This is a genomic window from Thiocapsa sp. C2-2m (genome assembly GCF_041903745.1).
GTDB lineage: Bacteria > Pseudomonadota > Gammaproteobacteria > Chromatiales > Chromatiaceae > Thiocapsa > Thiocapsa roseilacustris.
The window spans coordinates 40,302-63,983 of record NZ_JBBWVD010000022.1 but is presented as its reverse complement, the minus strand read 5'-3'; the positions used below and the strand labels follow the sequence as shown (position 1 = coordinate 63,983).

Sequence of the window (23,682 nt, the reverse complement as noted above, 5' to 3'; positions counted from 1 at the left end):
TCGATTCGGATCACATCAAGCGAAAGAGCGAGCTAAACAGTGGAAAACGTCTACCTGACCATCGTGCTTGCGCCGCTCCTGGGCGCCATCATCGCGGGCTTTTTCGGCGGCCGAATCGGCCGACAGGGGGCGCATGCGGTGACGATCGCCGGCGTCGGGCTCTCCACGGCGCTGTCGCTCATGGTGCTGGCGCGCTTCATCTGGGGCGATCTGCCGGTCTACAACGAATCGGTCTATACCTGGATGGTCTCGGACGGGATCCGCTTCGAGATCGGCTTCTTGGTCGATCGGCTCACGGCGGTCATGATGGCGACCGTGACCTTTGTTTCCTTGATGGTCCATATCTACACGATCGGCTACATGGCCGATGACGAGCACAACTGGCCGAAAGGCGCGCTGACCGGCAAGAACAGTTACCAGCGGTTCTTCAGCTACATCTCGCTCTTCACCTTCTCCATGTTGATGTTGGTGATGTCCAACAACTTCATGCAGCTCTTCTTCGGGTGGGAGGCGGTCGGTCTGGTCTCTTACCTGCTTATCGGTTTCTGGTCGACGCGCGAGACGGCGATCTTCGCCAACATGAAGGCCTTCCTGGTCAACCGCGTCGGCGACTTCGGGTTCATCCTCGGCATCGCTGCCATCGGGATGTATTTCAACAGCATGGATTACGCGGAGGTCTTTGCCGCGGCACCCGCCCATGCCGGCACGCAGGTCGCCCTGTTCGGCGGCGTTTCGCTCATGACCCTGATCTGCATTCTGCTCTTCATCGGTGCCATGGGTAAATCCGCACAGGTCCCTTTGCATGTGTGGCTGCCGGACTCGATGGAAGGCCCCACGCCCATCTCGGCCTTGATTCACGCCGCGACCATGGTCACCGCCGGCGTCTTCATGGTCGCGCGGATGTCGCCGCTGTTCGAGATGTCGGAGACGGCGCTCAGCTTCATCCTCATCATCGGCGCGACGACGGCACTGTTCATGGGCCTGATCGGTCTGGTGCAGAACGACATCAAGCGCGTGGTCGCCTATTCGACCCTCTCGCAGCTCGGTTATATGGTGACGGCGCTCGGTGCCTCGGCCTATGCGGCCGGGATGTTCCATCTGATGACCCATGCCTTCTTCAAGGCGCTGCTGTTCCTGGCGGCCGGCTCGGTGATCATCGCTCTGCATCACAAGCAGGACATCCGCGAGATGGGCGGCCTGCGCCGTTACATGCCGATCACCTGGATCACCGCGTTGATCGGCTCGCTGGCCCTGATTGGTTTCCCGGCCTTCTCCGGCTTCTTCTCGAAGGACGCCATCATCGAGGCGGTGGGGCATTCGACGCTCTACGGGTCCGGTTATGCCTCGCTCCTACTGACGATCGGTGTCTTCGTCACGGCGCTCTACAGTTTCCGCATGTACTTCCTGGTCTTTCACGGCAAGCCGCGGATGGACGAGCACACACGACACCATCTGCACGAAACCCCGTGGGTAGTGACCTTGCCGTTGGTGCTGCTGGCGATCCCCTCGGTGGTGCTCGGCTGGCTGGTCGTCGAGCCGCTGCTGGTGACCAATTGGTTCGCGACCGGTGACTGGAACCCCATCGTCGTGGCGCCCGAGCACGACACCCTGCAGCCGCTGCGCGAGCACTGGCATGGTCAATGGGCCTTCGTCCTGCACGGGATGAGCATGCCGCCTTTCTTCCTGGCGATGGGTGGTTTGATCTTGGCCGCCGTCGTTTGGTGGTTTGTCTTTGCGAGGAATCCGAAGATCGACGATCAACTGCAGGCGATGGGTGGTCCCGTGACCAAGGTCCTGCAGGCGAAGTACGGGTTCGACGATTTCAATCAGAAGATCTTTGCCGGCGGCAGTCGTTGGCTGGGCAAGGTACTCTGGCTCGGCGGTGACCGCGCGATCATCGACGACGGTGTGGTCAACGGATCGGCTCACCGGGTTGCAGCGCTGGCGCAGCGCGCGCGGCATTTGCAAACCGGTTACCTCTATCACTACGCGATTGCGATGATCGTCGGGCTCGTCGGGCTCTTGACGATCTTCGTCGTGCTCTAAAGCGGAAGGAGACACCCCGCATGTACGAGTTACCTCTCCTGACGCTGATCATCTGGTTGCCGATCATCGGCGGTATCGCCGTACTGGCGAGCGGAGATCGAGGCTCCGACATCTCCAAGTGGATCGCGCTCGCTTTTGCGATCCTGACCTTCGCGATCAGCCTCGGTCTCTGGACAGGGTTCGACGCCGGCATCGGGCAGATGCAGTTCGTCGAGCGTGCGCCCTGGATACCGACCTTCAATGTCGAGTACTACCTGGGCGTCGACGGCATCTCCATGCCGCTGATCATCCTCACGACCTTCATCACCATCTTCGTGATCATCGCGGGCTGGGATGTCATTACCTACAAGCCGTCGCATTACATGGCGGCCTTCCTGATCATGGAAGGCGTGATGGTCGGCGTCTTTTCGGCGCTCGATGCCATCCTCTTTTATGTCTTCTGGGAGGCGATGCTGATCCCGATGTTCATCATCATCGGGGTCTGGGGCGGACCGAATCGGGTCTATGCGACCATCAAGTTCTTCCTCTATACCTTCTTCGGCTCGGTCTTCATGTTGGTCGCCTTGATCTACATGTTCTTCCAGGCCGACAGCTTCAGTATCCTGGATTTCCACGATCTGGAGCTCGGCATGACCGCCCAGATCCTGATCTTCATCGCCTTCCTGCTCGCCTTTGCGGTGAAGGTGCCGATGTTCCCGGTCCACACCTGGTTGCCCGACGCGCATGTCGAGGCGCCGACCGGCGGGTCGGTCATCCTTGCGGCCATCATGCTGAAGATCGGCGGTTACGGGTTCCTGCGCTTCTCGATGCCGATCACACCGGACGCTAGTGCCTCGCTCGATTTGCTGATGATCGCGTTGTCTCTGATCGCCGTGGTCTACATCGGATTCGTGGCCCTGGTTCAGCAGGACATGAAGAAGCTGATCGCCTATTCGTCGATCGCGCACATGGGTTTCGTGACGCTCGGTTTCTTTATCGTTTTCACCATCATCCGCAATCCGGATGTCGCCGGCGGTGCGGTGATGGGGATCGAGGGCGGAATGGTCCAGATGATCTCGCACGGCTTCATCTCGGGTGCGCTCTTCCTCTGCGTGGGCGTGCTCTATGACCGCGTTCATTCACGCGAGATCGCAGACTACGGCGGTGTCATCAACACTATGCCCTGGTTCGGCGCCTTCGTCGTCTTTTTCGCGATGGCCAATGCAGGCCTGCCCGGAACCTCAGGTTTCGTCGGCGAGTTCATGGTGATCCTCGCGACCTTCCGGGCCGATTTCTGGTGGGCCTTCCTGGCCGCGACCACCTTGATCCTGGCGGCGGCCTTTACCCTTTGGATGGTCAAGCGGGTGATCTTCGGCGAGGTCAAGAACGAGAAGGTGGCCGGTCTGCAGGATCTGAGCCGCCGCGAGACCTTCAATCTCGGGGTGCTGGCAGCCGCGGTCCTGGCCCTCGGGATCTGGCCCGCCCCCTTGATGGAGGTGATGCACGCCTCGGTCGAGAACCTGGTTGCCCATGTCAGCGAATGCAAGCTGCCGGCCTCCGAGGCGGCGGACTGCGTCCTTGCGGTGCCCGCATCCGTCGCCGGTCTGACTGGGCAGCCCTGACGACCTGTTCGGGGATGCGCTCGGGCGCGGGTCTCACTTAATCGGAATTCTCACATGCCATTCGACGCCGCCAATCTGATCCCCATCCTGCCGGAGATCGCGATCCTGGTCACCGCCAGCATCGTGCTGGTGCTGGATCTCTATCTCAAGGAGAAGGATAAGGACATTAACCATACCCTGACCCTGATCGGTCTGCTGGTCGCGATCGGCCTCACGGGTGCCGTGGGCGGCGGCGAGACGCGCATCGTCTTCGACGGCAATGTCGTGCGCGACGGCCTGACCGATCTGCTCAGGGGCGCGATTTTGGTGGTCAGCCTGCTCGCCTTCGTCTACGCGCGGCCCTGGCTGAAGGATCGCGGACTCTTCGTCGGGGAGTTCTATGTCTTGGGGCTCTTTGCGATCCTCGGGATGTTGATCATGGTCTCGGCCAACAGCTTCCTGACCATCTATCTCGGTCTTGAGCTTCAGGCGCTCTGTCTCTATGCCTTGGTCGCCTTCGATCGCGACTCGAAGAAGGGCGCCGAAGCGGCGATGAAGTATTTCGTGCTTGGCGCGCTTGGCTCGGGAATGCTCCTCTACGGCGTCTCCATGATCTACGGCGCGACCGGTTCGATCGAGTTCGGTCCGGTCGCAGAGGCGGTGGCCGAGCAGGGGATGGACAACAGGGTCCTGGTCTTCGGCGTGGTCTTCCTGGTCATCGGCGTGGGATTCAAGTTCGGCGCCGTGCCCTTCCACATGTGGGTTCCGGACATCTACGAGGGTGCGCCCACGCCGGCCGTCCTTCTGCTCGGCAGTGCGCCGAAGATCGCGGCCTTCGCGTTGGCGATCCGCATGTTGGTGGATGGACTGGAGGCGGTCCAGCCGGATTGGCAAGGCATGCTCCTGATTCTCGCCGTGCTCTCCATGGGTCTGGGAAACCTGGTCGCGATCGCACAGACCAACATCAAGCGCATGCTGGCCTACTCGACGATCTCGCACGTCGGCTTTATCTTCCTCGGGCTCTTGGCCGGCTCCGCGCAGGGCTACGCATCGGCGATGTTCTATGCGATCGTCTACGCCGTCATGTCGACCGGCGCCTTCGGCATCCTGCTGATCCTGAGCCGAAAAGGCTTCGACGCGGAGAATCTGGACGACCTCAAGGGGCTGAACGACCGGGATTCCTGGTACGCCGCCATGATGGCGCTGGTGATGTTCTCGATGGCCGGTGTCCCGCCGACGGTCGGCTTTATGGCGAAGCTGCTGGTGCTGGAGTCTGTCGTGCGCATCGACTTGGTCTGGCTCGCCCTGGTCGCCGTTGCCTTTTCGATCATCGGGGCCTTCTACTACCTGCGCGTGGTCAAGCTCATCTATTTCGACAAGCCGGATCCGGATATGCCGGTCTTGACGACCAGCGGCGGCGTGCGTTTCGCCATGAGCCTCAACGGTCTTTCCCTGTTGGTCCTCGGCCTGTTCCCGGCGGCGCTTCTGAGTTGGTGTCAAAGTGTCTTTGCTTGAGCCTCTGGGCTTAGAACGCCTCGGGGGTGAGTGCATAGGGGCCGAACGCTCGGGGTCCTCGCACCCGGGCTCGGATCATCTCGGTTGTGTCGGCGACGTCTCGCGTACTACCATCAGGGCTTTCGCCTAACGGAGTTGGACATGTTTCGCGGCAGCATCGTTGCCCTCATTACCCCCATGCACGAGGACGGGGGCATCGACGACGCGAGCCTCCGGCGTCTCGTGGACTTCCATGTCGACGCGGGGACGACGGCGATCGTCGCCGTGGGGACCACCGGAGAATCGGCGACGCTCGACGAGGAGGAGCACTGCGCCGTCATTCGCAAGACGCTTGAGCTTGCCGACGGCAGGATCCCCATCATCGCGGGCACTGGCGCCAATTCGACCCGCGAGGCGATCAACCTGACCCGCTGCGCCAAAGAGGCCGGCGCACAGGCCGCCCTTCTGGTGACGCCTTACTACAACAAGCCCACTCAAGAGGGGCTGTATCTGCATTATCGTGCGATCGCCGAGGCCGTCGATATCCCTCAGATCCTCTACAACGTGCCGGGTCGTACGGCGTGTGATCTGCTGCCCGAGACGACCGTTCGGCTCGCACCGATCGACAACATTGTCGGCATCAAGGATGCGACGGGCGACCTAACCCGTGTTGCGCGGTTGCGCGACGGCTGCGGCGAGGGATTCGCCCTCTACAGCGGAGACGATGCGACCGGATGCGAGTTCATGCTGACGGGAGGAAACGGAGTCATCTCGGTGACCTCGAATCTCGCTCCTCGATTCATGCAGGACATGTGCGACGCGGCGCTGGCGGGCGATCGCGAGCATGCGGAGGCCATGAATCGTCGGCTTGATGCGTTGCATCATGACCTGTTCGTACAGTCCAATCCGATCCCTGTAAAATGGGCCGTTGCCGAGATGGGGCTGTGCACGAAAGGCATTCGGCTTCCGCTCACCTGGCTCTCCGAAGAGCATCATGCACGCGTGCGTGCCGCGATGGAGCAGGCGGGTGTGCTCTGACGCCCTTTGCAGCGCTGCCCCGCCGGATCGGAGGCGTATGCGCAATCGATTAAAGAGGTCGCTCACCTTGAGACCACGTTTTTGGCTGACCTGCGGAATCTGTGCCGGACTTGCGCTGACTCTGCTGCTGTCCGGCTGCGGCTCGAACGTCATCAACGACGCGATCCCCGATCAGCGACTTGCCTACAAGAAGCAGCAGGAGGCCGGCGAGAATCTCGAGATCCCTCCGGATCTGACCGCAGGGCGGTTTGACGATGCCTTGGACATTCCGCCAGCCGGCGGGGCGACCTTCTCGGAATACAGCGGGAGTCGCGCGCAACGCCAGCGCGTCGCGGCTTCGGGCGAGGTTCTCCCCGAGACACCCAATGTGGAGCTGAGGCGGCGCGACTCCGAGCGGTGGCTCGAGGTCCAGGCCTCGCCGCAGCAGGTGTGGCCCAAGGTCATCGCCTTCTGGCGCGAGCAGGGCATCCTCTTGGTCGAGCAAAATCCATCCGTCGGCGTGATGCGTACCGATTGGCTGGATAACCGCGCCGAGATCCGGCGCGATTTCGTCACGCGCATGATCAGCAAGGTCGTCGAGGGGGTTTACGCGACCTCGACGCGCGATCAGTACAGTCTGCGTATCGAGCCCGGGACGACACCCGGAACCACCGACATCCATCTTACGCATCGCGGGATGGAGGAGCGTCTGGTGACCAATGCGATCGGTGACGGGAGCCGGACCATTTGGGAGCCCAGCGGGACCGATCCGGCCAAGGAGGCCGAGATGCTGCGGCGCCTCATGGTCTTTCTGGGTGCATCCGAGCAGCGTGCCGCGGCCGCGAGCCCCGTCTCCGCGGGCAGATCCGGCGCCGCCGGAAGCGGTCTTGCCATGCAGGCCGTCGGTGCTCGCCTCGTTACCGAGGGAGGCTCTCAAGCCTTGGTGATCCAGGAGGATTTTCGCCGTGCATGGAGAACCGCCGGATCGGCACTGGATCGGGCCGGATTCGCCGTTGAAGATCGCGATATGAGTCGGGGTGTCTACTATGTCCGCTATGCAGGGCAGGACGGCGCGTCCGACGACAAGCGCCCCGGCCTCCTCTCGCGAATGGCCTTCTGGAAGAAGAACGAGGTCGACCCGGTCAAGCAGTATCAGGTGCGTGTGCAGGGGGGCGAGACCGAATCACGTGTCACCGTGCTGGATGCGAGCGGGAATCCGGATACATCCGAGTCGAGCCAACGGATCCTGACGCTGATGAAGGAACAAATGCGTTAGGCTGAGACGCGACGTGCGTTTCTGCTCGCTTGGCAGCGGCAGCCGCGGCAATGCCACGCTGGTGGAAAGCGCGGGCTGCCGCGTGTTGGTGGACAACGGCCTCAGCCTACGCGAGCTGAATCAGCGACTGCGGTCGGTGGATGTCGAGCCGGACAGCATCGATGTCCTGCTCCTGACCCACGAGCACGGTGACCATGTGAAGGGCGTGTGGTCCTTCGCAAGGCGGCATCGCGTGGAGGTTTGGACAACACCCGGGACTTGGCGGGCGGTGGGCGCCCCCGAGATCCCGAGGATGCGGCTGCTCTCCGGTCAGGGGCAGTCGATCCGAATCGACGGCCTGCGTATCCGGTCTTATCCTGTCCCGCACGATGCCCGCGAGCCCTGTCAGTTCCTCTTCGAGGCCGACGGGCGTCGCCTGGGGATGTTGACGGATACCGGCTGCGTGACTCCCCACATGACGGAGGTTCTTCAGGATTGCGACGCGCTGATCCTGGAGCTCAACCATGATCCGGAGCTGCTGCGTCGCGGCCCTTATCCGCCGAGTCTGCAGCGACGCGTCGCCGGCGACTTCGGGCATCTCAGCAACCTGCAAGCCGCCGGCCTGCTCGATGCCTTGCCGAACCGAGCCATCGCGCAGCTCTGCGTCGCGCATGTCAGCGAGACCAACAACCATCCCGATCTCGTCCGCGCAAGCATCCGCGGGGTTTGCGAGTCGCTCGCCGATCGGACTTTGATCTTTGAGCAGGATCAGGCGAGCCCTTGGTGTGTCTCTTGATCAAGGCAGGAGTGCGGCCTCGTTCGTCGTGCGGCCATGGCGGCAGTAGGCGCAGAGCGCCAGGGCATGCGTGACACCGCGGAGCGGATGTCACGAGCCCCTCACGGTCCGGGTGGCCGGTCTAACGAGCGAGGCTCGAATCGCCGCTGCGCCCACTTCCTGCCGTCGTCGAGCAGGAGCACGCTGGATGCGATGAGCGTGGCCGTGAGCCAGTCAATGGGTTGCAGGTGAACCGTTCCGAAGAACTCCTGAGCCGTTGACCAATTCACGACCAGGACCTGGAGTGCGAGGACGGCGCCGAGTGCGAGCCAGAGTTTGCCGTTTGCGAGGAAGTGGGTGTTGAATGCGCTGCCGTGCTCGCTGCGGGCATTGAAGACATTGAAGAACTGAAAGAGCACGAAGGTGGTGAAGGCGAGTGTGAGGGCATAGGCCTGGCCGTGGCTGGTCAAGGCATCCTGAAACAGCCAGAGGGTGCCGACCATCATGATGGTGCCGTAGAGGCCGAGGAGGGCCGAGCGCTGCAGCGTGAGGATCTGAGAGTCCTGTCGGCGGGGCAGGGCCCGCATGTTGCCGGGGCGCGCCGGCTCGACGCCGAGTGTCATCGCGGGCGGGCCGTCCATGATGATGTTGATCCAGAGGAGCTGGATCGCCGTGAAGGGTGTCGGCAGCCCCATCAGGGTTGCCGCCAGCACAGTCAGGATGGCGCCGATATTGGTCGAGAGCTGAAAGCGTACGAACTTCACGATGTTGTCGAAGATCACGCGCCCTTCCTCGACTGCCCGGACGATGGTCGCGAAGTTGTCGTCCATCAACACCATGGTCGCGGCCTCGCGCGTGACCGCCGTGCCCGTCAGACCCATGGCGACACCGATATCCGCGGCCTTGACCGCTGGCGCGTCGTTCACCCCGTCGCCGGTCATGGCGACGACATGGCCACGCGCCTTGAGCGCCTTCACGATCCGGACCTTGTGGGCCGGCGAGACCCGCGCGATGACGCCGATGTTCTCGATCCGCTGCCCGAGTGCGGCCTCGTCCATCGCGTCGAGCTCCGCGCCGGTGACGACCTCGCCGGTCAACCCGAGCTCGCGCCCGATGGCCTCGGCAGTGAGCTTGTGGTCGCCCGTAAGGCGGCGAGCCTGCTCGGATTCGGGGTCCAGACCGGCCTTGCGGGCGAGAATCCAGAGCGCTCCCTCGGTGGGATCCCCGATCAACGCGCCGTCGCGCACGCGCGATTCGTTGCAGAGCGCCATGGGGCGGCCTAAGTGGACCGGAGCGATCTGATCGCTCGGATCGTCCCGAAGAATCGCGCCTTCGGTCCCGTAGCCGTCGCCTTCGACACTGAAGCGCCCGCCTGCAAACCAGCCGGCATGCGCCGTCATACGGTTGAGTGTGAGTGTCCCCGTCTTGTCGGAACAAATCACGGTGGTCGAGCCCAGGGTTTCGACCGCCGAGAGCTTCTTGTTGAGGATCGTCCGGTTTTGGGCCATCCGCCACATGCCGATCGCCAAAGCATGTTCAGGCGCTCGGCCAGCGGCGGACCCGCGGCGTCCAAGGCCTGCGTGCTCTTGCCAGCCGGCTGAGACTCGCCGGTCAGGGCGGCCTCGTCGACCTCCAGGTTGGGTGCCGTCAGCAGCCGCCCGTCCGCGGGAACGCGATCGCCCGCCTCTAGCAGCACAAGATCCCCGGGCATCAGATCGGTCGCTTCGACCTCGCCGATCCGACCGTCCCGACGCACGCGAGCACGGACGGCGACCATCGCCTTCAGGGTGGAGAGTGTTCGCTCCGCACGGTGCTCTTGATAAAAGCCGAGCGCCGCATTGAGGATCACGACGATCAGGATGGCCACGGCGTCTTTGAGGTCCCCGATCGTCCAGGCCAGTACTGCCGCGCAGAGGAGCACGATCACCAGCAGGTTTCGGAACTGGTCCAGGAATCTGAGCCAGAGCGGGCGCGACTTGGTCTCGGCGAGCGCGTTCTCGCCGTGACGGTGACGTCGCAGGTCTGCCTCGGCCGTGGAGAGACCCCGAGCGGGATCCGCCTCCAGCGCCTTGGTCGTCTCCACGACACCCAAGCAGTGCCACGGACGCGTCTGCGTCTTGGCAGTCATCGTCACGCCCCCCGCCTCACCCACCGGTTTGGGCTATCGGTGTCCACCCGCTTGCGCGCGATCAGTCGTCAGTCAGCCAACCCTGCAATGCCTCGACGAGTGCTTGGGCCTGTGCGCGGCTGGAAATGTTGAACTTCGACTGCTGCCGGTACTCTCCACTGCGTTTCTGATAGCGACGAATTGTATATTTGTCCGGACCGTACGCCTCCTTTGCGCGATCCCAATCCTGGTAGCGAAAGAGGATCGTGGTCCAACTCCCCTTGGAGAGGACGACCTTGTCGATCTCCTTGGTCGTGTCGATACCGTCTTCCGTGTAGGTCACCGTCAGATCTTCGATCCGCTCGGCCATTCGGTCGCTCCTGTGCGTGTCTGTCAGGGGAGTGGGTCGGCCCTCGCACCGTTGCGCTCAAGGGTCGAGACGATAAACCGGGCGTCGCGCCCGGGCGCCGATTCTCGCGCAATCCGCAGCGGCAAGCGACCGTCACCGGCGACTTGATTCACATCTGCGCCTGCAAGGATCAGTCGCCGTACCGTCTCGAGATGCCCATTGCGGATGGCGACATGCAGCGGCGCATCCCCGTTCGGATCCGGTCTGTCGAGCTGTGCGCCTGCATTGACGAGGAAATTCAGGGTATCGCGGTCGATTGTTCCTGCCTCGACCAACGCGACCAGCGTGACCTGCGCATCGAGGGGTGCACCTTGGTCGACGAGCATGCTCGCGACCTGCGTGCGCCCGTGCTCGAGTGCGACGGCGAGCGGGGTCTTCCCCGCGGCGTTCAGCGACTCGATACTCCCGCCTTTGCGGGCGAGCTCCCGCGCGATGGTGACGCGTCCTGCGCGCGCGGCGACGTGTAGCGGCGGATCGCCGTGCGCATCCGGCCGATCGAGATCGCTTTTCCAGTGGATATGACGCGAGACCTGGTCGATATCCCCGATCTCGACCGCCCGGTGCAAATTCACCGTCGGTGCGGCGGGTTCCGTGCAGCCCAGGAGCGACAGCGCCGCAATCAGCAGCAGCGTCGGAACGTAAACCTTCTTCATGCCTGCGCTCCGATCTCGTCGCCGCCGGGCCTTCTGTCGCGGCCGGCGGCCGCGACCCCGCAGCGCGCGAATGGGCTGCCTGAACCGGCCGGTCGTGCTAACGTAAACACCATGATCTGGAAACTCCTCCTAACCGCTGCTGTCATCTTCGGGGCCTATCTTGTCATCCGAGCCCGCATCATGCGCTCTCGCGAGGCCGCCGGCCTCGTGGCGCCGCGTCCACCTCTGATTCCTCCGGCGCTGATCCGTCCGCTCGCCTATGTCCTCCTCGGGGTCATGTTGCTCGGGAGTTTGTCGCTTCTCGTTCGGGATTGGGATCGCGACCGGGAGATCATCCCCGTTCGGATCGTCAATGCCAACACGGGAGAGGTCACGCTCTACGAGGTCCGTCGCGGCAGCGTCGACGGCCGGCGATTCGTGACCGCCGACGGTCGAGAGATCCGCATCGCCGAGGTCGAACGCTTGGAAATGGTCATGGACCGCTAGGCGAATCTCGCCGGGTCAGCTTCTAAGGCGATTTCCGCAAACTTCCATACCCGTAGGTTGTGCTGACGATAGGAGGCACAACTTGCGCCGACGGTTGGTTGTGCCTCGCACGGCTCGGCACAACCTACGCCATTGGCACGAAGGTTTCCGGAGTTCGCCTTAACGGGTCTCGGGCGATTCAACGCTCCGATCGCAGACATAGGTCGAAACTCTCCGGCGCCCGGCATGAGGCGCACGGGTGGCCTGCGGCAGCTCTACTCGACCGTTACGGTGATCCGCTCCGAGAGGATCGGTGGGTCATGCGGAATGTGATTTTTGTCGCCCAGGAGGATCTGCAGGGTGTGCTCGCCCGGCGGCAGCGTGAGCTCGGTCTCCGTCTGACCGCCCCCGAAATGCAGGATGTCGGCGCCGATCGGTTGGTCGAGCGGCGGCAGACCGTCCATGTCGACCAGCAGGTGATGATGTCCCGTCTTGGGGAGATCGGCTCCCGCCGGTGCAACCCCCATCCCGGAGAGTCCGAACCGCACCACGAAGGTCTGTGGCACGGTCGCACCGTCCTCCGGCGCAATGATGTACGCCTTGGCCCCCTCGGGCGCTGGGGTGCGTTCGACGGCTGCGAGCGCCCCGAAGGCACCGAAGGCCAGGCCTGCGGCGATCAGCAGGGACAGTGATGCACGTTTGAACCCTCTCTTCTTCATCGGTCGTCTCCTCTTGTGGTTTCGAACAATATTCTGAGGAGAGTCAGGAGCCCGGGCGCCGATTTCAAGCAAATCTGTGTTGCAGACGACCCGCCAGGCGCGGGTGCGGCCATGCCGGATCGAGGGTCTTCCGCTCCCGATCACCTTCGCGGCGCGCCGAGACGGGACGATCCTAGCGACCTGCTTGCATGGGGATCGGCGCGGTCATCAGGAGCACCAAAAACATGTTACAGCGGGGCCGCACTCTAAACCGCGCCCAGCGCGGTATGTGATGTTTTTGGATGGGATCGGCCCCGGCAGACTTGACGATTGTAGGAGCTGGCGCGGTTTAAAGTTCTAAAAAATATGCAATTTTAAACCCTGTATCCGCCGATCCGATAGCTGTTGATGGAGCATGAGCAGCAGGAGGAGCGCCGCCAAGCTGCGATCCGGATCTCTCCGGAACCGCCGCCCACCCGATAAAGAAACGTTGCGCTGGCTCACGGTGCGGCGCCATCATCCTTCTTGGGCTCCTCGGCCACCATGGCTTCGGTGGTGATCATCAAACCGGCGATGGACGCGGCGTTTTGAAGCGCCGTGCGGGTGACCTTCGTGGGATCGATGATGCCCATGTCCATCATGTCGCCGTACTCGCCGGTCGCGGCGTTGTAGCCGAAGCTTGCGATGCCTTCGGCGACCTTGCTCAGGACCACGGATGCCTCGTCGCCCGCGTTCGTGACGATCTGACGCAGCGGCTCTTCCAGGGCGCGGCGCGCGATGGCGATGCCGAGATCCTGGTCGCTGTTGGCGCCCTTCAGACCGACGACTGCGCCGATGGCGCGGATCAGAGCGACACCGCCGCCGGGAACGATCCCTTCCTCGACTGCCGCACGGGTGGCGTGCAGGGCGTCTTCCACACGCGCCTTTATCTCCATCTCGGTCGCCGCACCGACCTTGACCACGGCCACGCCGCCGGCCAGCTTGGCGAGACGCTCTTGCAGCTTCTCGCGATCATTGTCGGAGGTGGTGTCCTCGATCTGACTGCGGATCTGATCGCAGCGGCCCTTGATCTCGTCGTGTGAGCCGGCGCCGTCGATGACGGTGGTCTCCTCCTTGGCGATCTGGACGGTCTTGGCCGAGCCCAGATCATTGAGGGTTGCCTTCTCGAGCGACAGACCGACCTCTTCGAAGATCACGGTGCCGCCGGTGAGGAAGGCGAGATCCTGCAGCATGGCTTTGCGACGATCGCCGAAGCCCGGCGCCTTCACCGCACAGACCTTCAAGATGCCGCGCAGATTGTTTACGACCAGGGTTGCCAGCGCCGGTGGGGCATGCGGTTTGGAGAGTGCCGTAGATGCGGTGACCTCAGTTCCGGGCAGCATTCAGGTCGCGGTCTATGACATTGCCGAAGTCACACGCCGTCGCACGCTTAGGGAGTTCAATCTGACCCGAAAAGGCACTCCATCGCTCATGCCGGTCTCGTGGCGCGGGGTGCGGGCGGTGATGCGCCGGGGTTCGGGGTTCAGGGGTTTCATGGGTTCGCGGTTCATGGATCACGACGATAGAGGGTGACCAGTCGCGCGATCAAGATAGTCGGATAGAGTTGACCGATCAGGGCCTGCATGGTGACGAGTGATCGTGCGACGGGATGCAGGGGTGTGATATCACCGTAGCCGACCGTCGTCAGCGTCATGAAGCTGAAATAGACCAATTCTGGAAGTGGTGGGTCGTTGATTTGGACGCCGGGTGCAAACCGAAAGGCATCCGGTGCCAGAAGCGAGAGGAAGAGGTAGGCGTTCGCGAAGATCATCCCGATGATCAGATAGCCCGCGATGGCGCCGAGGATCCGGTAACTGTTGATGGGGCCCGCTCGGAAGACCCGCTGAACGGTGAAATAGGCCTGGGCGATAAAAAACAGCATCGCACCTGCGGTATCGATCAGATGGATCGTGATCCCGCCCAAAACGAAATGCGCCCAATGCGAGGCGAAGGCCATCAGCGCGATGATCGTGATGCCGACCCGAGTCGCGTCATATTGGGCCGTCGTGAAGACACCCGTTAGCAGGATCAGCGAGAAGGTGATGCTGATCAATCCGCCGTCGGCAAGCGGCGAGCCGTACATCGGCGTAAAGACCAGGATGTAGAGGATGAGCAGCAGGAGGAGTACCGCCAAGCAGCGATCCGGATCTCTCCAGAAGCGCCACCAACCCGATAAAGAAACCTTGCACTGACTCACGGCGCGGCGTCCGATCCTGTGGGGCGATTGCCTGTATTCGGCAGGGTCCAATATGATATCCCTTCTGCGCCGTGTCGAGTCAGGGCGATCGGATCGGCGAGGTGAGGAATCTGCTTCGAAGCATATCGAGGCGACGGGGCAGACCATCTACAAGTCATAAAACTCGGCGAAAGAACACCTGTGCCACGGCTGTCGTTGTCGTATTCGTAATCGACAACGACAACGACAACGATTAGATTCGGTGCTCAGCCGATTTCCGGCGCGTTTCTGAGTGCGCGCGCCGGGTTCCGTCGGCTCCTGGAGCCGGAACGACAAAGGAGCCTTCCGGCTCCTTTGTCGTGGGTCGATCGCCTTTGCCGCGGCAGGGTCCGACACGAGACGGCGCTCGCATCGGACCGGGCATCGGCTTGGCGACGGTTTTAGTAGTCCATATCGTCCATGCCGCCACCCGGTGCAGCGGCGCCCTTCTCTTTCTTGGGCTCATCGGCCACCATGGCCTCGGTGGTGATCATCAGGCCGGCGATGGACGCGGCGTTTTGAAGCGCCGTGCGGGTAACCTTCGTGGGGTCGATGATGCCCATGTCCATCATGTCGCCGTACTCGCCGGTAGCCGCGTTGTAGCCGAAGCTGGCGGTGCCCTCTGCGACCTTGCTCATGACGACCGATGCCTCGTCGCCTGCGTTGGTGACGATCTGACGCAGCGGCTCTTCCAAGGCGCGGCGAGCGATGGCGATGCCGAGGTCTTGGTCGCTGTTGGCGCCCTTGAGGCCGACGACCGCGCCGATGGCGCGGATCAGGGCCACACCGCCGCCGGGAACGATCCCTTCCTCAACCGCCGCACGGGTGGCGTGCAGGGCGTCTTCCACACGCGCCTTCTTCTCCTTCATCTCCATCTCGGTCGCCGCGCCGACCTTGACCACGGCCACGCCGCCGGCCAGCTTGGCGAGACGCTCTTGCAGCTTCTCGCGATCGTAGTCGGAGGTGGTGTCCTCGATCTGACTGCGGATCTGATCGCAACGGCCCTTGATCTCGTCGTGCGAGCCGGCGCCGTCGATGACGACGGTGTCCTCCTTGGCGATCTGGACCGTCTTGGCCGAGCCCAGATCATTTAGGGTCGCCTTCTCCAACGTCAGACCGACTTCTTCCGAGATCACCGTACCGCCGGTCAAGATGGCAAGATCCTGCAGCATTGCCTTGCGACGATCGCCGAAGCCCGGCGCCTTGACCGCGCAAACCTTGAGGATACCGCGCAGATTGTTCACGACCAGGGTCGCCAGTGCCTCGCCCTCGACATCCTCGGCGACGATCAGCAAAGGCTTGCCGGCCTTGGCGACGGCCTCCAGTACGGGGAGCAGATCGCGGATATTGGAGATCTTCTTGTCGTAGAGCAGGATGTAGGGCGCATCCAGCTCGGCCTTCTGGCTCTGCTGATTGTTGATGAAGTAGGGCGAGAGATAGCCGCGGTCGAACTGCATACCCTCGACCAGCTCAAGCTCGTTCTGCAGCGACTTGCCTTCCTCAACCGTGATGACGCCTTCCTTGCCGACCTTCTCCATCGCCTCGGCGATGATCTGGCCGATCGACTCGTCTGAATTGGCCGAGATGGTGCCGACCTGGGCGATCTCTTTGTTGGTCGAGCAGGGACGCGAGAGCGCCTTGAGCTCGGTCACCGAGGCTTCGACCGCTTTGTCGATGCCGCGCTTGATGTCCATCGGGTTCATACCGGCAGCCACGGCCTTCATGCCTTCGCGGACCATGGCCTGAGCCAGCACGGTGGCGGTGGTGGTGCCGTCACCGGCGATGTCGGAGGTCTTGGATGCGACCTCCTTGACCATTTGGGCGCCCATGTTTTCGAGCTTGTCCTTCAGCTCGATCGCCTTGGCCACGGAGACCCCGTCCTTGGTGACGGTCGGGGCGCCCCAAGACTTCTCGATGACGACGTTGCGGCCCTTAGGGCCCAGGGTAACCTTGACTGCATTGGCGAGGATGTCCACGCCGCGGAGCATCCGGGCACGGGCTTGTTCGCTGAAGGAAATCTGTTTTGCACTCATGGATTGCTTGCCTCGGTAAAGCGAAATGGGGGGTGGAGGACGCGGGCGGTTGGCCGCTATTCGATGACGCCCATGATGTCGTCTTCGCGCATCACCAGCAGCTTCTCCTCGGAGAGCTTCACCTCTGTGCCGGAATATTTGCCGAACAACACGCGGTCGCCGACCTTCACATCCAGGCGGCGGATCTCGCCGTTGTCCAGCAGCTTGCCGTTGCCGACGGCGATGACCTCGCCCTCGATCGGCTTTTCGGCCGCCGAGTCCGGGATCAGGATTCCACCGGCGGAGGTGCGCTCCTCCTCCTTGCGGCGAACGACGACACGGTCATGCAAAGGACGTAGGTTCATAAACGACGTGACTCCTTGAGCAAAGAAACTGAAAGTTCGCGATCTCGACGGGCTGTTAGCACTCGGTCGGATCGAGTGCTAACAATCTAGAGAAAATTCCCAAGATGTCAAGCGCTGCTGAACCGCTGCTGAACCGCGTCCGGAGTTTCCCGATCGGGCGTCGGTGATTTCGATCTCGTGTTTCTCAAGGGCTGTCGGGGGGGACGCGGTTCAGGAGATTAGGAATCTCGGAGAACTGCGTTGTGGGTGCGGGTTCGAGGTCGATTTGGGCGAACGCTTTCAGTCAGGGCGTAGATCGAGGAAGATGACGGCATGGATACAGCGGACACGCATGCGGATAAAGAGGTTTCGGTCGGGCGCGAGGCGCGCTTCGGCGGGATTGCACGGCTCTACGGGGCGGTGGAGAGCGCGCGGATCGCCGAGCTGCATGTCTGCGTCGTCGGTGTGGGCGGGGTGGGATCTTGGGCAGCGGAGGCGCTCGCCCGCACCGGGGTGGGCGCCATTACCCTGATCGACGACGACACCATCGAGGCGGGCAATGTGAATCGCCAGAGCCATGCCATGACCAGCCAGTTCGATCGGGCGAAGGTCGAGGTGATGGCCGAGCGCATCCGAGACATCCATCCGCTCTGCCGGTGTGAGCCGATCCGCGATTTCGTCACCGATCGGACACTCGAGGCATATCTAAGCCGTGGCTATGACGCGGTTATCGACGCGATCGACAGTATTCGACTTAAGGCGGCGATGATTGCACACTGCAAGGCACACAAGATCCCCATCGTCACGACCGGGGGTGCAGGCGGGCGGCGCGACCCGACCGCGGTTAGGGTGGCCGATCTGAGCCGAACCGAGCATGACCCGCTGGCCTCGAGGGTGCGGCGGCGGTTGCGCGAGGCCTATGGATTCCCGCGCGATCCGAAACGGCGGTTCAAGGTCGACTGCGTCTACTCGCTGGAGCAGCCGGTCTACCCGAGGGCGGATGGATGTGTCAGCCACCAAAAGCCCGGCATCAGCGGCGTCTCGCTCGACTGCCGGCTCGGCTACGGTTCGGCAAGCTTCGTGACTGCGACGTTCGGGTTCGCGGCCGTGTCGAGGGTGATCGAGGTGTCGATTAGACCGCGTCCGGAGTGACTTGATGCCGGTTGTGCTGACAATAGGAAGCACGACTTCCGCCGACGGTCGGTTGTGCCTCGCACGGCTCGGCACAACCTACGGCTCACTCGGATTCGATCTCGCCTTGACCCTCTGAACTGCGTCGCCTCGACCTCTTTGTCATGCTGCAAGGTTGCATAGCGCATCGACGCTTGAGGATCGCTTCTCGACGCGGTTCATGCGACGCGGTTCATAAGAGCCCCTCGCGCTTCAGTTGGCTCGTCAGCACCTCGATCTGTACGTCCAGGTCCATGATGTCGGACTCCAAGAGCTTCTGGCGTTGCTCCTGGAACACCTCCTCGATGCTCGTGAGGACCCGCCGGAAATTGGCGTCGAGATCGGGCGACGCGGCGCGTTGGTGCGTCCTCGCGTAGCCTTCGACGACACGTTGCACACCGTCCAGATAGACGTTCAGAAACTTGCGGGCGCGTCGCAGGTCGCGCGGGTCCTCTTCCAGCAAGGTCAGGATCTCGCGGGCGAGCACGGCGACGCGCCGCAGGCGCTGATTGAGCTCGGGTTGTCGGATCTCCCGGCTCGACTGCTCGACGGCGGCGATCGAATGCTCGGCTTGCGCTAAGGCGGCAAGCACTTGATCCGTTGTGTTCAGTCCGGAGGCGGCCGTGACCCGCTTGGCTGCAACTGGATCACCCCCGTAGAAGAGCCGACAACCGAGCAGGGCGACGACACCGAAGGCGAAGGCGATGCCCGGGTGGTGCCCGACGCCGAGCCACGCGGTCAGCCCCGTCCCCAAACCGATCAGGATGCCTCCCGATGCCTTGAGCGGCCAAGGCGTCTTGGCCACGAGACGGCGCTCGTAGGCAGCTTCCGAGACCAGACCGCGCCACAGCAACCAAGCCCCGCCCAGCAGCAGCGTGTAACCGACGGCGTTGCCGATCATCGGCATCAAGAGTCCACGGGCCATGGCGACAACAGCGGCAACGAAGACCGGCAGCGTCAACAGGAACATCAAGAGCCCCTTTGCCGGGCTCGGCTGATCCGGGATCGAGCGCCGGTGATCGTCGGTGCGGAGAAGCTTGAAGCGGATGACCAGGATCAAAACGGTGATCGCGGTGAGGATCGCGACAAGCGCAAACACGCGGATCATGGAAGCGTCTCCAGAGGGCTCAGCGTGGCGGGGCGGCGTGCCGGGCTGTCTCGGCGGCGGCAGGAGACGAGCAGGAGACTGCCAGTGCCTGCCAAGAGGCGACGCCGACGGCGGCCAGGATCAAGAGCAGACCCAGGACCTTGCGCGGGAAGTCGGGCATGGCGTTGGATCGCTCCTCAAGCCTCGGCCCGTTGCCGCAGCAGCTTGACCTGGAAGAGCGTGTTGCGCTCCTCTTCCTCGAGCGATGATTGGATGAAGTGGATGGTCCGCCGATAGAGCGGAATGATGTTGTACTTGAGCGCATTGACACGCTTCTGGGCCTTGCGTTGCTCTTCCATCAGGCGGTGCAGCGCGATCTCGACCTCGGCAAGACGCGCGAGCAGCACGCAGGCGTTGGAGAGGTTCTCGCGGGTGGTGTCGAAGCTCGCGTCGGTCCCCAGGAGGCCGACCGGCTTGAGCGGAATGCGCTCGCTGGTTACGGCCGGATACTCGACGCCGAGTGCGCGGCGCGGCAGGATGTCGACCGTCAGGGCCAGCTCCGAGCCGAGCGCGGCTTGATGGATCCCTCGGCTGCCCATGCGCAGATGGGTGATGCTGAGACAGCGATAGGCCTCGGCGAGCGCCTTTTCAGATGCCTCTCGCAGCCGCCGGTACTCGCCGATGCGCTCGTAGACGAGGCGCGTGAGCAACTCGCGCTTGCGTTCGAGCAGGTCGTGGCCTTCTTCGAGAAACTTCTCCTGCTTCTTCAGTCGGAGGAGCGTGTTCTTGGTTGGCGGAACCTTGATCAGTTGTTGTGCCATCTGGACTCTCTCAACCCGAGCGAACGGTATCCGTCCTCGACGTGCCGATGCTCATCCGGACGGAAAGGTTGCATGATCGCATGATCGTCGTGTCGGATGCAGTGGTTCATGGACGCGTCTTTGCCACCGATCAGCTGACGCCAGGCACGGCAACTTGGTTCCAGCTTGAGATGCCTCTCACGGAGACACGAAGAGCACGGAGAATTCGAGATCTTTCCTTCGCGCCATCCGAGTCTCCGTGAGAGATCTTGGAAACGGATCTGTGCCAAGGGTCGCGGCGTCGGTCTCCACGAGGCCGTAGCTTCAGGCCGCCAAACCGCCGTCGGGTCGCAGGACGCGTCGGACCTCGGCGATGCTCGGCTGCAGGATGGCCGCGGTTGAGCTGGGTTTCGCTGATCTCGGAGGCGATCACCTGCTCGACGTCGTCGGGGACGAACGCCGGTATTCTAACCGCGCTCGGTGAGACACTCCGGGCTGCCGACCTCCAATTCGCGACAGACTAAGGGCCGCTGCGCGTAGATTCGGCACAGCAGTGTGTCGCGGTCCAATGCTGCACACCAGCCGTCGTCGAGCCGGTCCATGATGGTGCGGCCGAAGTGATCAGTGGCGGTGAGATGGCCGGGGACGCCGGTGTCGGTGAGGCACCAGACTTCCAATCGACAGCAGTTGGCGGCACAGGTCTCGCAGGTGAACGGGGCGGCGGGAGTCGGATTCGGGTCGTCCTCTACGAATGCCAAGCCCACCTCGACACCACAGGCGCGACGCCCTTGGGTCATGTGCGTGTCCCCGATGGTCGTTGCGGTGTCATCATGGCGAAGTCACTGCGGAGGATTCGGGGCGCCGACGAGTGCGACCTAGCCTTGGTCGCGACACACGAGGTCGCGCGGCGATCAAGAAAGAGGATCCGTGAGGGGAACACCCGAGTTGCCCGGGGTTCCCCTGGGCGATCCCGGCGGCTCGGATCGCGTGCGCGACCGCAGCCGGGATCAAGCAGCGGACTACTTGTACTTGCCGCTGATGGCACCGGAAGCATCTTCCTTCTCGAGTGCCTCTTTCGTTGCGGCCTGCGCTGCAGGGTCCGGGGTCGGATCCTTGACCTGTCCCTCTGCGCCTTGATCGGTCGGGTAGTCTCCGCTCAGCTCTTCGCCCTGCTTTTTGAGCATCGCGCCGGTCTTTTCCTGCGCCTTTGCATCCGGGGTCGGGTCTTTCAGCTCAGCCTCTTGACCGACGTTCATCGGCTCGTCGCCCGAGACGAGCGGCGTTGCAGGCTGCTCGGCAGCAACAGTGCCGGCGAGCATGATGGCGAGTGCCGCAGCGGAACTGAACAGGATTTGCTTCGTTTTCACTTGCTTCTTCTCCTTGCTGGTCGCACGAATCGGACAATCCAGACCTCTTTAGCTTGGCGTCGATCGACTGCCGCGTCGAGATCCTGGACTCTCCGGACTGAAGTGACTCGTCTTGCCTCGCATCGGCGGTCGCGGTCGACCACTGCGTTTTAGAAGGCGCCCTCGGTGAAACATGATGCGCTTCCGAGTGCTCCGTCGATCCGGTCCTGCCACGTCCTGCGTCTCGCCGGACCGATTCGGCGGCCTTCGGCAAAACATCGCCGCTGAATCATAGCAGGTGTTGGCGATGATCAAAGGGTGCCAGGACCACATTTCGATCGGCGTGTGCAAAATCCGACTCGACGAAGGCTTCTGGAGGCCAGGTCTTATCGCGAGCCTCGGTTGATCCTTGGGGCGGGTTCGCCGGAGACCGCGCGCGTTAGAGGTACAGGGGCGCCATGCGCCGCCAGTGATAGCCCTGGTGCGCGCGACCTTCCCACTCGTGCAGTGTCGGCCGCGCTCCCTTTTCTCGCAGGACGTGACCGATGTGACGGTTGTTGTCCCGAAAGGGGTCGTCCTGCCCGACGACCAGAACGATGTCCATCCCGCGCAGCGCACCCAACCGCCAGGGGCACGCCAGATTCGGCAGGAAGTGCGCGGGGGTGTGGAAATAGACGAGGTCGTCGCGATAGCCGCCGAGCAGGTCTTGGAATTCGGCGATCTGGAGCGTGAGATCGTAGCGGCCGGAGAAGGCCGCCAGCTTACGAAACAGGTGCGGATGCCGGAACGCGATGTTGGCCGCGTGATAGGCGCCGAGGCTGCAACCGTGCGCAATCGTGCAGGGATGTGGATTCTTGTTCGACATCAGAGGCATGACCTCGTTGAGGATGTACTCCTCGAAGGCATGGTGACGCCGAATCCGATCCGCCGGGTTGCACCACCCGCAGTAAAAGGTCTCCCGGTCGATGCTGTCGACGCAGTAGAGCTGAAGCTGCCCGGCCTCGAGCTTGGGTCGTAGGGCCTCGACGATACGGAGATCCTCGTACTCGTGGAAGCGACCGTCGCGGGTCGGGAAGACGAGCACCTTGGCGCCGGCATGCCCGAAGACGAGCAGCTCCATATCGCGGCCGAGGCGTGGACTGTACCAGCGGTGATACTCGCGGTTCACGATGCGTCTCATCGGCCGATCGTCCGGCAGCGGGTCAGATTCGACCGACTCTTCGGGCAGGCGTCGAACGGGTCGGTGCCGGCTCAGAGGGCCGCGAAAAAGGCCCGCAGCTCCGCCATGAGCTCCTGCTCTTGGCGTTCACGATCGGGATAGTCGACATGTCCGGCTTCCAGCACGAACAGCTGCTTGTCGCCGGGGATCGCGGTGTAGATCGCGAACTGGCCCGGCGGTGCGACCGCGGGGTCGAGAAGAGCAGCAGCCACATGCATGGGCTGGGTGATGAGCCGCGCGGCGACAGCGGCATCGTAATACGCCAAGGTTTCGAGAACGTGACCGCGCCCGTGAAGGCGAGCGAAGTCCTGAACCGCTGCACCGCTGCCGATCGTCGGCAGCTCGAGTCTCAGACGTTGGTGGCCGAAGGTGGGAACGTTCAGATGCCCGCGCGCGATCCGCCGGTCCCACGGCAGTGCGATGGCGCCGATCCCGCCGCCGAAGCTGATGCCGAGATAGCCGATGTGCCCGTCCAGGTCGGGAAAGAGGCGCAGCAGGGTGCCGACGCCGGTCCAGACATCCTCCACGCAACCCCCGATGATGTAGCGGTCGCGCCGGTCGATGTCGTGCAGGACGTGCCATCTTGGCTCCTCCGAGATGGGGGGGCAGCGACTCAGACCGAGCCCCCGAAAGGCCGGCACGAGATAGACCGCGTCGGCCCTCGGTAGCTCCAAAGGGGGTTCGGTGATGCCGCCGTAGCCGTGGCCGAGGACGAATCCGCACGCGGGGACCGTCCCGATCGGCTGCAGAAGCCAGCCGCGAATGGTGAAGTCGTCGGTGGAGCGATAGGCGATCTTGTCGATGCGGAACCGTCGATCGACGAGGTCGCTGATGCCGAGCGTCGGCATCGGATCGATCTCCAAGGCGCGACGGTAACGCCTGCTCCAGAAGTCCTCGAATCCGGGCGGAGCCTCGGGCGGGGAGACCGAGAGCAGGTCGGCCAGGCTGTAA

General features: G+C 63.1%; 23 protein-coding genes and 1 pseudogene. 8 read left to right on the top strand and 16 right to left on the bottom strand.

Translation table 11 applies throughout. The features are described 5' to 3' along the window. Positions 1-39 precede the first annotated feature (39 nt). The 6 genes from nuoL to AADX97_RS17360 all read left to right on the top strand — a co-directional run bounded on the left by nuoL (position 40) and on the right by AADX97_RS17360 (position 8,188). Complete coding sequence (nuoL, locus tag AADX97_RS17385; RefSeq protein WP_374235932.1) at positions 40-2,046, top strand: NADH-quinone oxidoreductase subunit L; 2,007 nt, start codon at positions 40-42, stop codon at positions 2,044-2,046. Between the two features lie 20 nt (positions 2,047-2,066). Beyond that, positions 2,067-3,647, top strand: coding sequence for an NADH-quinone oxidoreductase subunit M (locus AADX97_RS17380; RefSeq protein ID WP_374235933.1), 1,581 nt, complete (start codon positions 2,067-2,069; stop codon positions 3,645-3,647). A gap of 54 nt (positions 3,648-3,701) precedes the next feature. Beyond that, positions 3,702-5,141: an NADH-quinone oxidoreductase subunit NuoN gene (gene nuoN / locus AADX97_RS17375; protein ID WP_374235934.1), complete on the top strand. Its 1,440-nt coding sequence runs from the start codon at positions 3,702-3,704 to the stop codon at positions 5,139-5,141. A 141-nt stretch (positions 5,142-5,282) separates the two neighbouring features. After that, positions 5,283-6,158 (top strand): 4-hydroxy-tetrahydrodipicolinate synthase, encoded by an 876-nt coding sequence (dapA, locus tag AADX97_RS17370; protein ID WP_374235935.1) that lies wholly within the window; start codon positions 5,283-5,285, stop codon positions 6,156-6,158. Between the two features lie 67 nt (positions 6,159-6,225). Continuing rightward, complete coding sequence (gene bamC / locus AADX97_RS17365; RefSeq protein ID WP_374235936.1) at positions 6,226-7,413, top strand: outer membrane protein assembly factor BamC; 1,188 nt, start codon at positions 6,226-6,228, stop codon at positions 7,411-7,413. Positions 7,414-7,426: 13 nt separating this feature from the next. Then, complete coding sequence (locus AADX97_RS17360; protein ID WP_374235937.1) at positions 7,427-8,188, top strand: MBL fold metallo-hydrolase; 762 nt, start codon at positions 7,427-7,429, stop codon at positions 8,186-8,188. 101 nt (positions 8,189-8,289) lie between these two features. Here AADX97_RS17360 and AADX97_RS17355 read toward each other — a convergent pair whose 3' ends face one another. The 4 genes from AADX97_RS17355 to AADX97_RS17340 form a co-directional block, all read right to left on the bottom strand. After that, positions 8,290-9,675: a cation-translocating P-type ATPase gene (locus AADX97_RS17355; protein WP_374235938.1), complete on the bottom strand. Its 1,386-nt coding sequence runs from the start codon at positions 9,673-9,675 to the stop codon at positions 8,290-8,292. Beyond that, positions 9,606-10,295 carry an HAD-IC family P-type ATPase gene (locus AADX97_RS17350; protein WP_374235939.1) on the bottom strand — a complete coding sequence of 230 codons (690 nt, stop codon included), beginning with the start codon at positions 10,293-10,295 and terminating at the stop codon, positions 9,606-9,608. Before AADX97_RS17350 ends, AADX97_RS17355 begins: the two co-directional genes overlap by 70 nt. 61 nt (positions 10,296-10,356) lie before the next feature. Continuing rightward, positions 10,357-10,644, bottom strand: coding sequence for a hypothetical protein (locus AADX97_RS17345; protein ID WP_213455760.1), 288 nt, complete (start codon positions 10,642-10,644; stop codon positions 10,357-10,359). A gap of 23 nt (positions 10,645-10,667) precedes the next feature. After that, positions 10,668-11,336 (bottom strand): ankyrin repeat domain-containing protein, encoded by a 669-nt coding sequence (locus tag AADX97_RS17340; protein ID WP_374235940.1) that lies wholly within the window; start codon positions 11,334-11,336, stop codon positions 10,668-10,670. 111 nt (positions 11,337-11,447) lie between these two features. Here AADX97_RS17340 and AADX97_RS17335 point away from each other — a divergent pair, with 111 nt between their 5' ends. Next, entirely contained in the window at positions 11,448-11,822 is a 375-nt protein-coding gene (locus AADX97_RS17335; RefSeq protein WP_374235941.1) for a hypothetical protein, read from the top strand. Between the two features lie 254 nt (positions 11,823-12,076). On the opposite strand, the gene AADX97_RS17330 is transcribed toward AADX97_RS17335, so the two are convergent. The 5 genes and pseudogenes from AADX97_RS17330 to AADX97_RS17310 form a co-directional block, all read right to left on the bottom strand. Next, the gene (locus AADX97_RS17330; protein ID WP_374235942.1) at positions 12,077-12,520 is read right to left on the bottom strand and encodes a DUF4399 domain-containing protein; all 444 of its coding nucleotides are present in this window, start codon (positions 12,518-12,520) and stop codon (positions 12,077-12,079) included. A gap of 479 nt (positions 12,521-12,999) precedes the next feature. Beyond that, positions 13,000-13,881, bottom strand: a pseudogene (groEL, locus tag AADX97_RS17325) (chaperonin GroEL); the annotation flags it as partial. 164 nt (positions 13,882-14,045) lie between these two features. Further along, positions 14,046-14,672, bottom strand: coding sequence for a potassium channel family protein (locus AADX97_RS17320; RefSeq protein WP_374235943.1), 627 nt, complete (start codon positions 14,670-14,672; stop codon positions 14,046-14,048). 482 nt (positions 14,673-15,154) lie between these two features. After that, a complete protein-coding gene (gene groL, locus AADX97_RS17315) occupies positions 15,155-16,786 on the bottom strand; it encodes a chaperonin GroEL (protein WP_374235944.1) in 1,632 nt (543 codons plus the stop codon). A gap of 56 nt (positions 16,787-16,842) precedes the next feature. After that, positions 16,843-17,130 (bottom strand): co-chaperone GroES, encoded by a 288-nt coding sequence (locus AADX97_RS17310; protein ID WP_120799636.1) that lies wholly within the window; start codon positions 17,128-17,130, stop codon positions 16,843-16,845. A 312-nt stretch (positions 17,131-17,442) separates the two neighbouring features. Here AADX97_RS17310 and tcdA point away from each other — a divergent pair, with 312 nt between their 5' ends. Next, on the top strand, positions 17,443-18,261 hold the full coding sequence (tcdA, locus tag AADX97_RS17305; RefSeq protein WP_374235945.1) for a tRNA cyclic N6-threonylcarbamoyladenosine(37) synthase TcdA: 819 nt from the start codon (positions 17,443-17,445) through the stop codon (positions 18,259-18,261). Between the two features lie 211 nt (positions 18,262-18,472). On the opposite strand, the gene AADX97_RS17300 is transcribed toward tcdA, so the two are convergent. The 7 genes from AADX97_RS17300 to AADX97_RS17270 form a co-directional block, all read right to left on the bottom strand. Beyond that, a complete protein-coding gene (locus AADX97_RS17300; RefSeq protein WP_374235946.1) occupies positions 18,473-19,387 on the bottom strand; it encodes a 5-bromo-4-chloroindolyl phosphate hydrolysis family protein in 915 nt (304 codons plus the stop codon). 19 nt (positions 19,388-19,406) lie between these two features. After that, on the bottom strand, positions 19,407-19,547 hold the full coding sequence (locus tag AADX97_RS17295; RefSeq protein WP_374235947.1) for a hypothetical protein: 141 nt from the start codon (positions 19,545-19,547) through the stop codon (positions 19,407-19,409). A gap of 16 nt (positions 19,548-19,563) precedes the next feature. Beyond that, the gene (locus AADX97_RS17290) at positions 19,564-20,187 is read right to left on the bottom strand and encodes a V-type ATP synthase subunit D (protein WP_374235948.1); all 624 of its coding nucleotides are present in this window, start codon (positions 20,185-20,187) and stop codon (positions 19,564-19,566) included. Positions 20,188-20,633: 446 nt separating this feature from the next. After that, on the bottom strand, positions 20,634-20,963 hold the full coding sequence (locus AADX97_RS17285) for a YkgJ family cysteine cluster protein (protein WP_374235949.1): 330 nt from the start codon (positions 20,961-20,963) through the stop codon (positions 20,634-20,636). A gap of 222 nt (positions 20,964-21,185) precedes the next feature. Further along, positions 21,186-21,533 carry a hypothetical protein gene (locus AADX97_RS17280; protein ID WP_374235950.1) on the bottom strand — a complete coding sequence of 116 codons (348 nt, stop codon included), beginning with the start codon at positions 21,531-21,533 and terminating at the stop codon, positions 21,186-21,188. A gap of 418 nt (positions 21,534-21,951) precedes the next feature. Then, the gene (locus tag AADX97_RS17275; protein ID WP_374235951.1) at positions 21,952-22,692 is read right to left on the bottom strand and encodes an esterase family protein; all 741 of its coding nucleotides are present in this window, start codon (positions 22,690-22,692) and stop codon (positions 21,952-21,954) included. Positions 22,693-22,763: 71 nt separating this feature from the next. Continuing rightward, positions 22,764-23,666: an acetylxylan esterase gene (locus tag AADX97_RS17270; RefSeq protein ID WP_374238845.1), complete on the bottom strand. Its 903-nt coding sequence runs from the start codon at positions 23,664-23,666 to the stop codon at positions 22,764-22,766. Positions 23,667-23,682 lie beyond the last annotated feature (16 nt).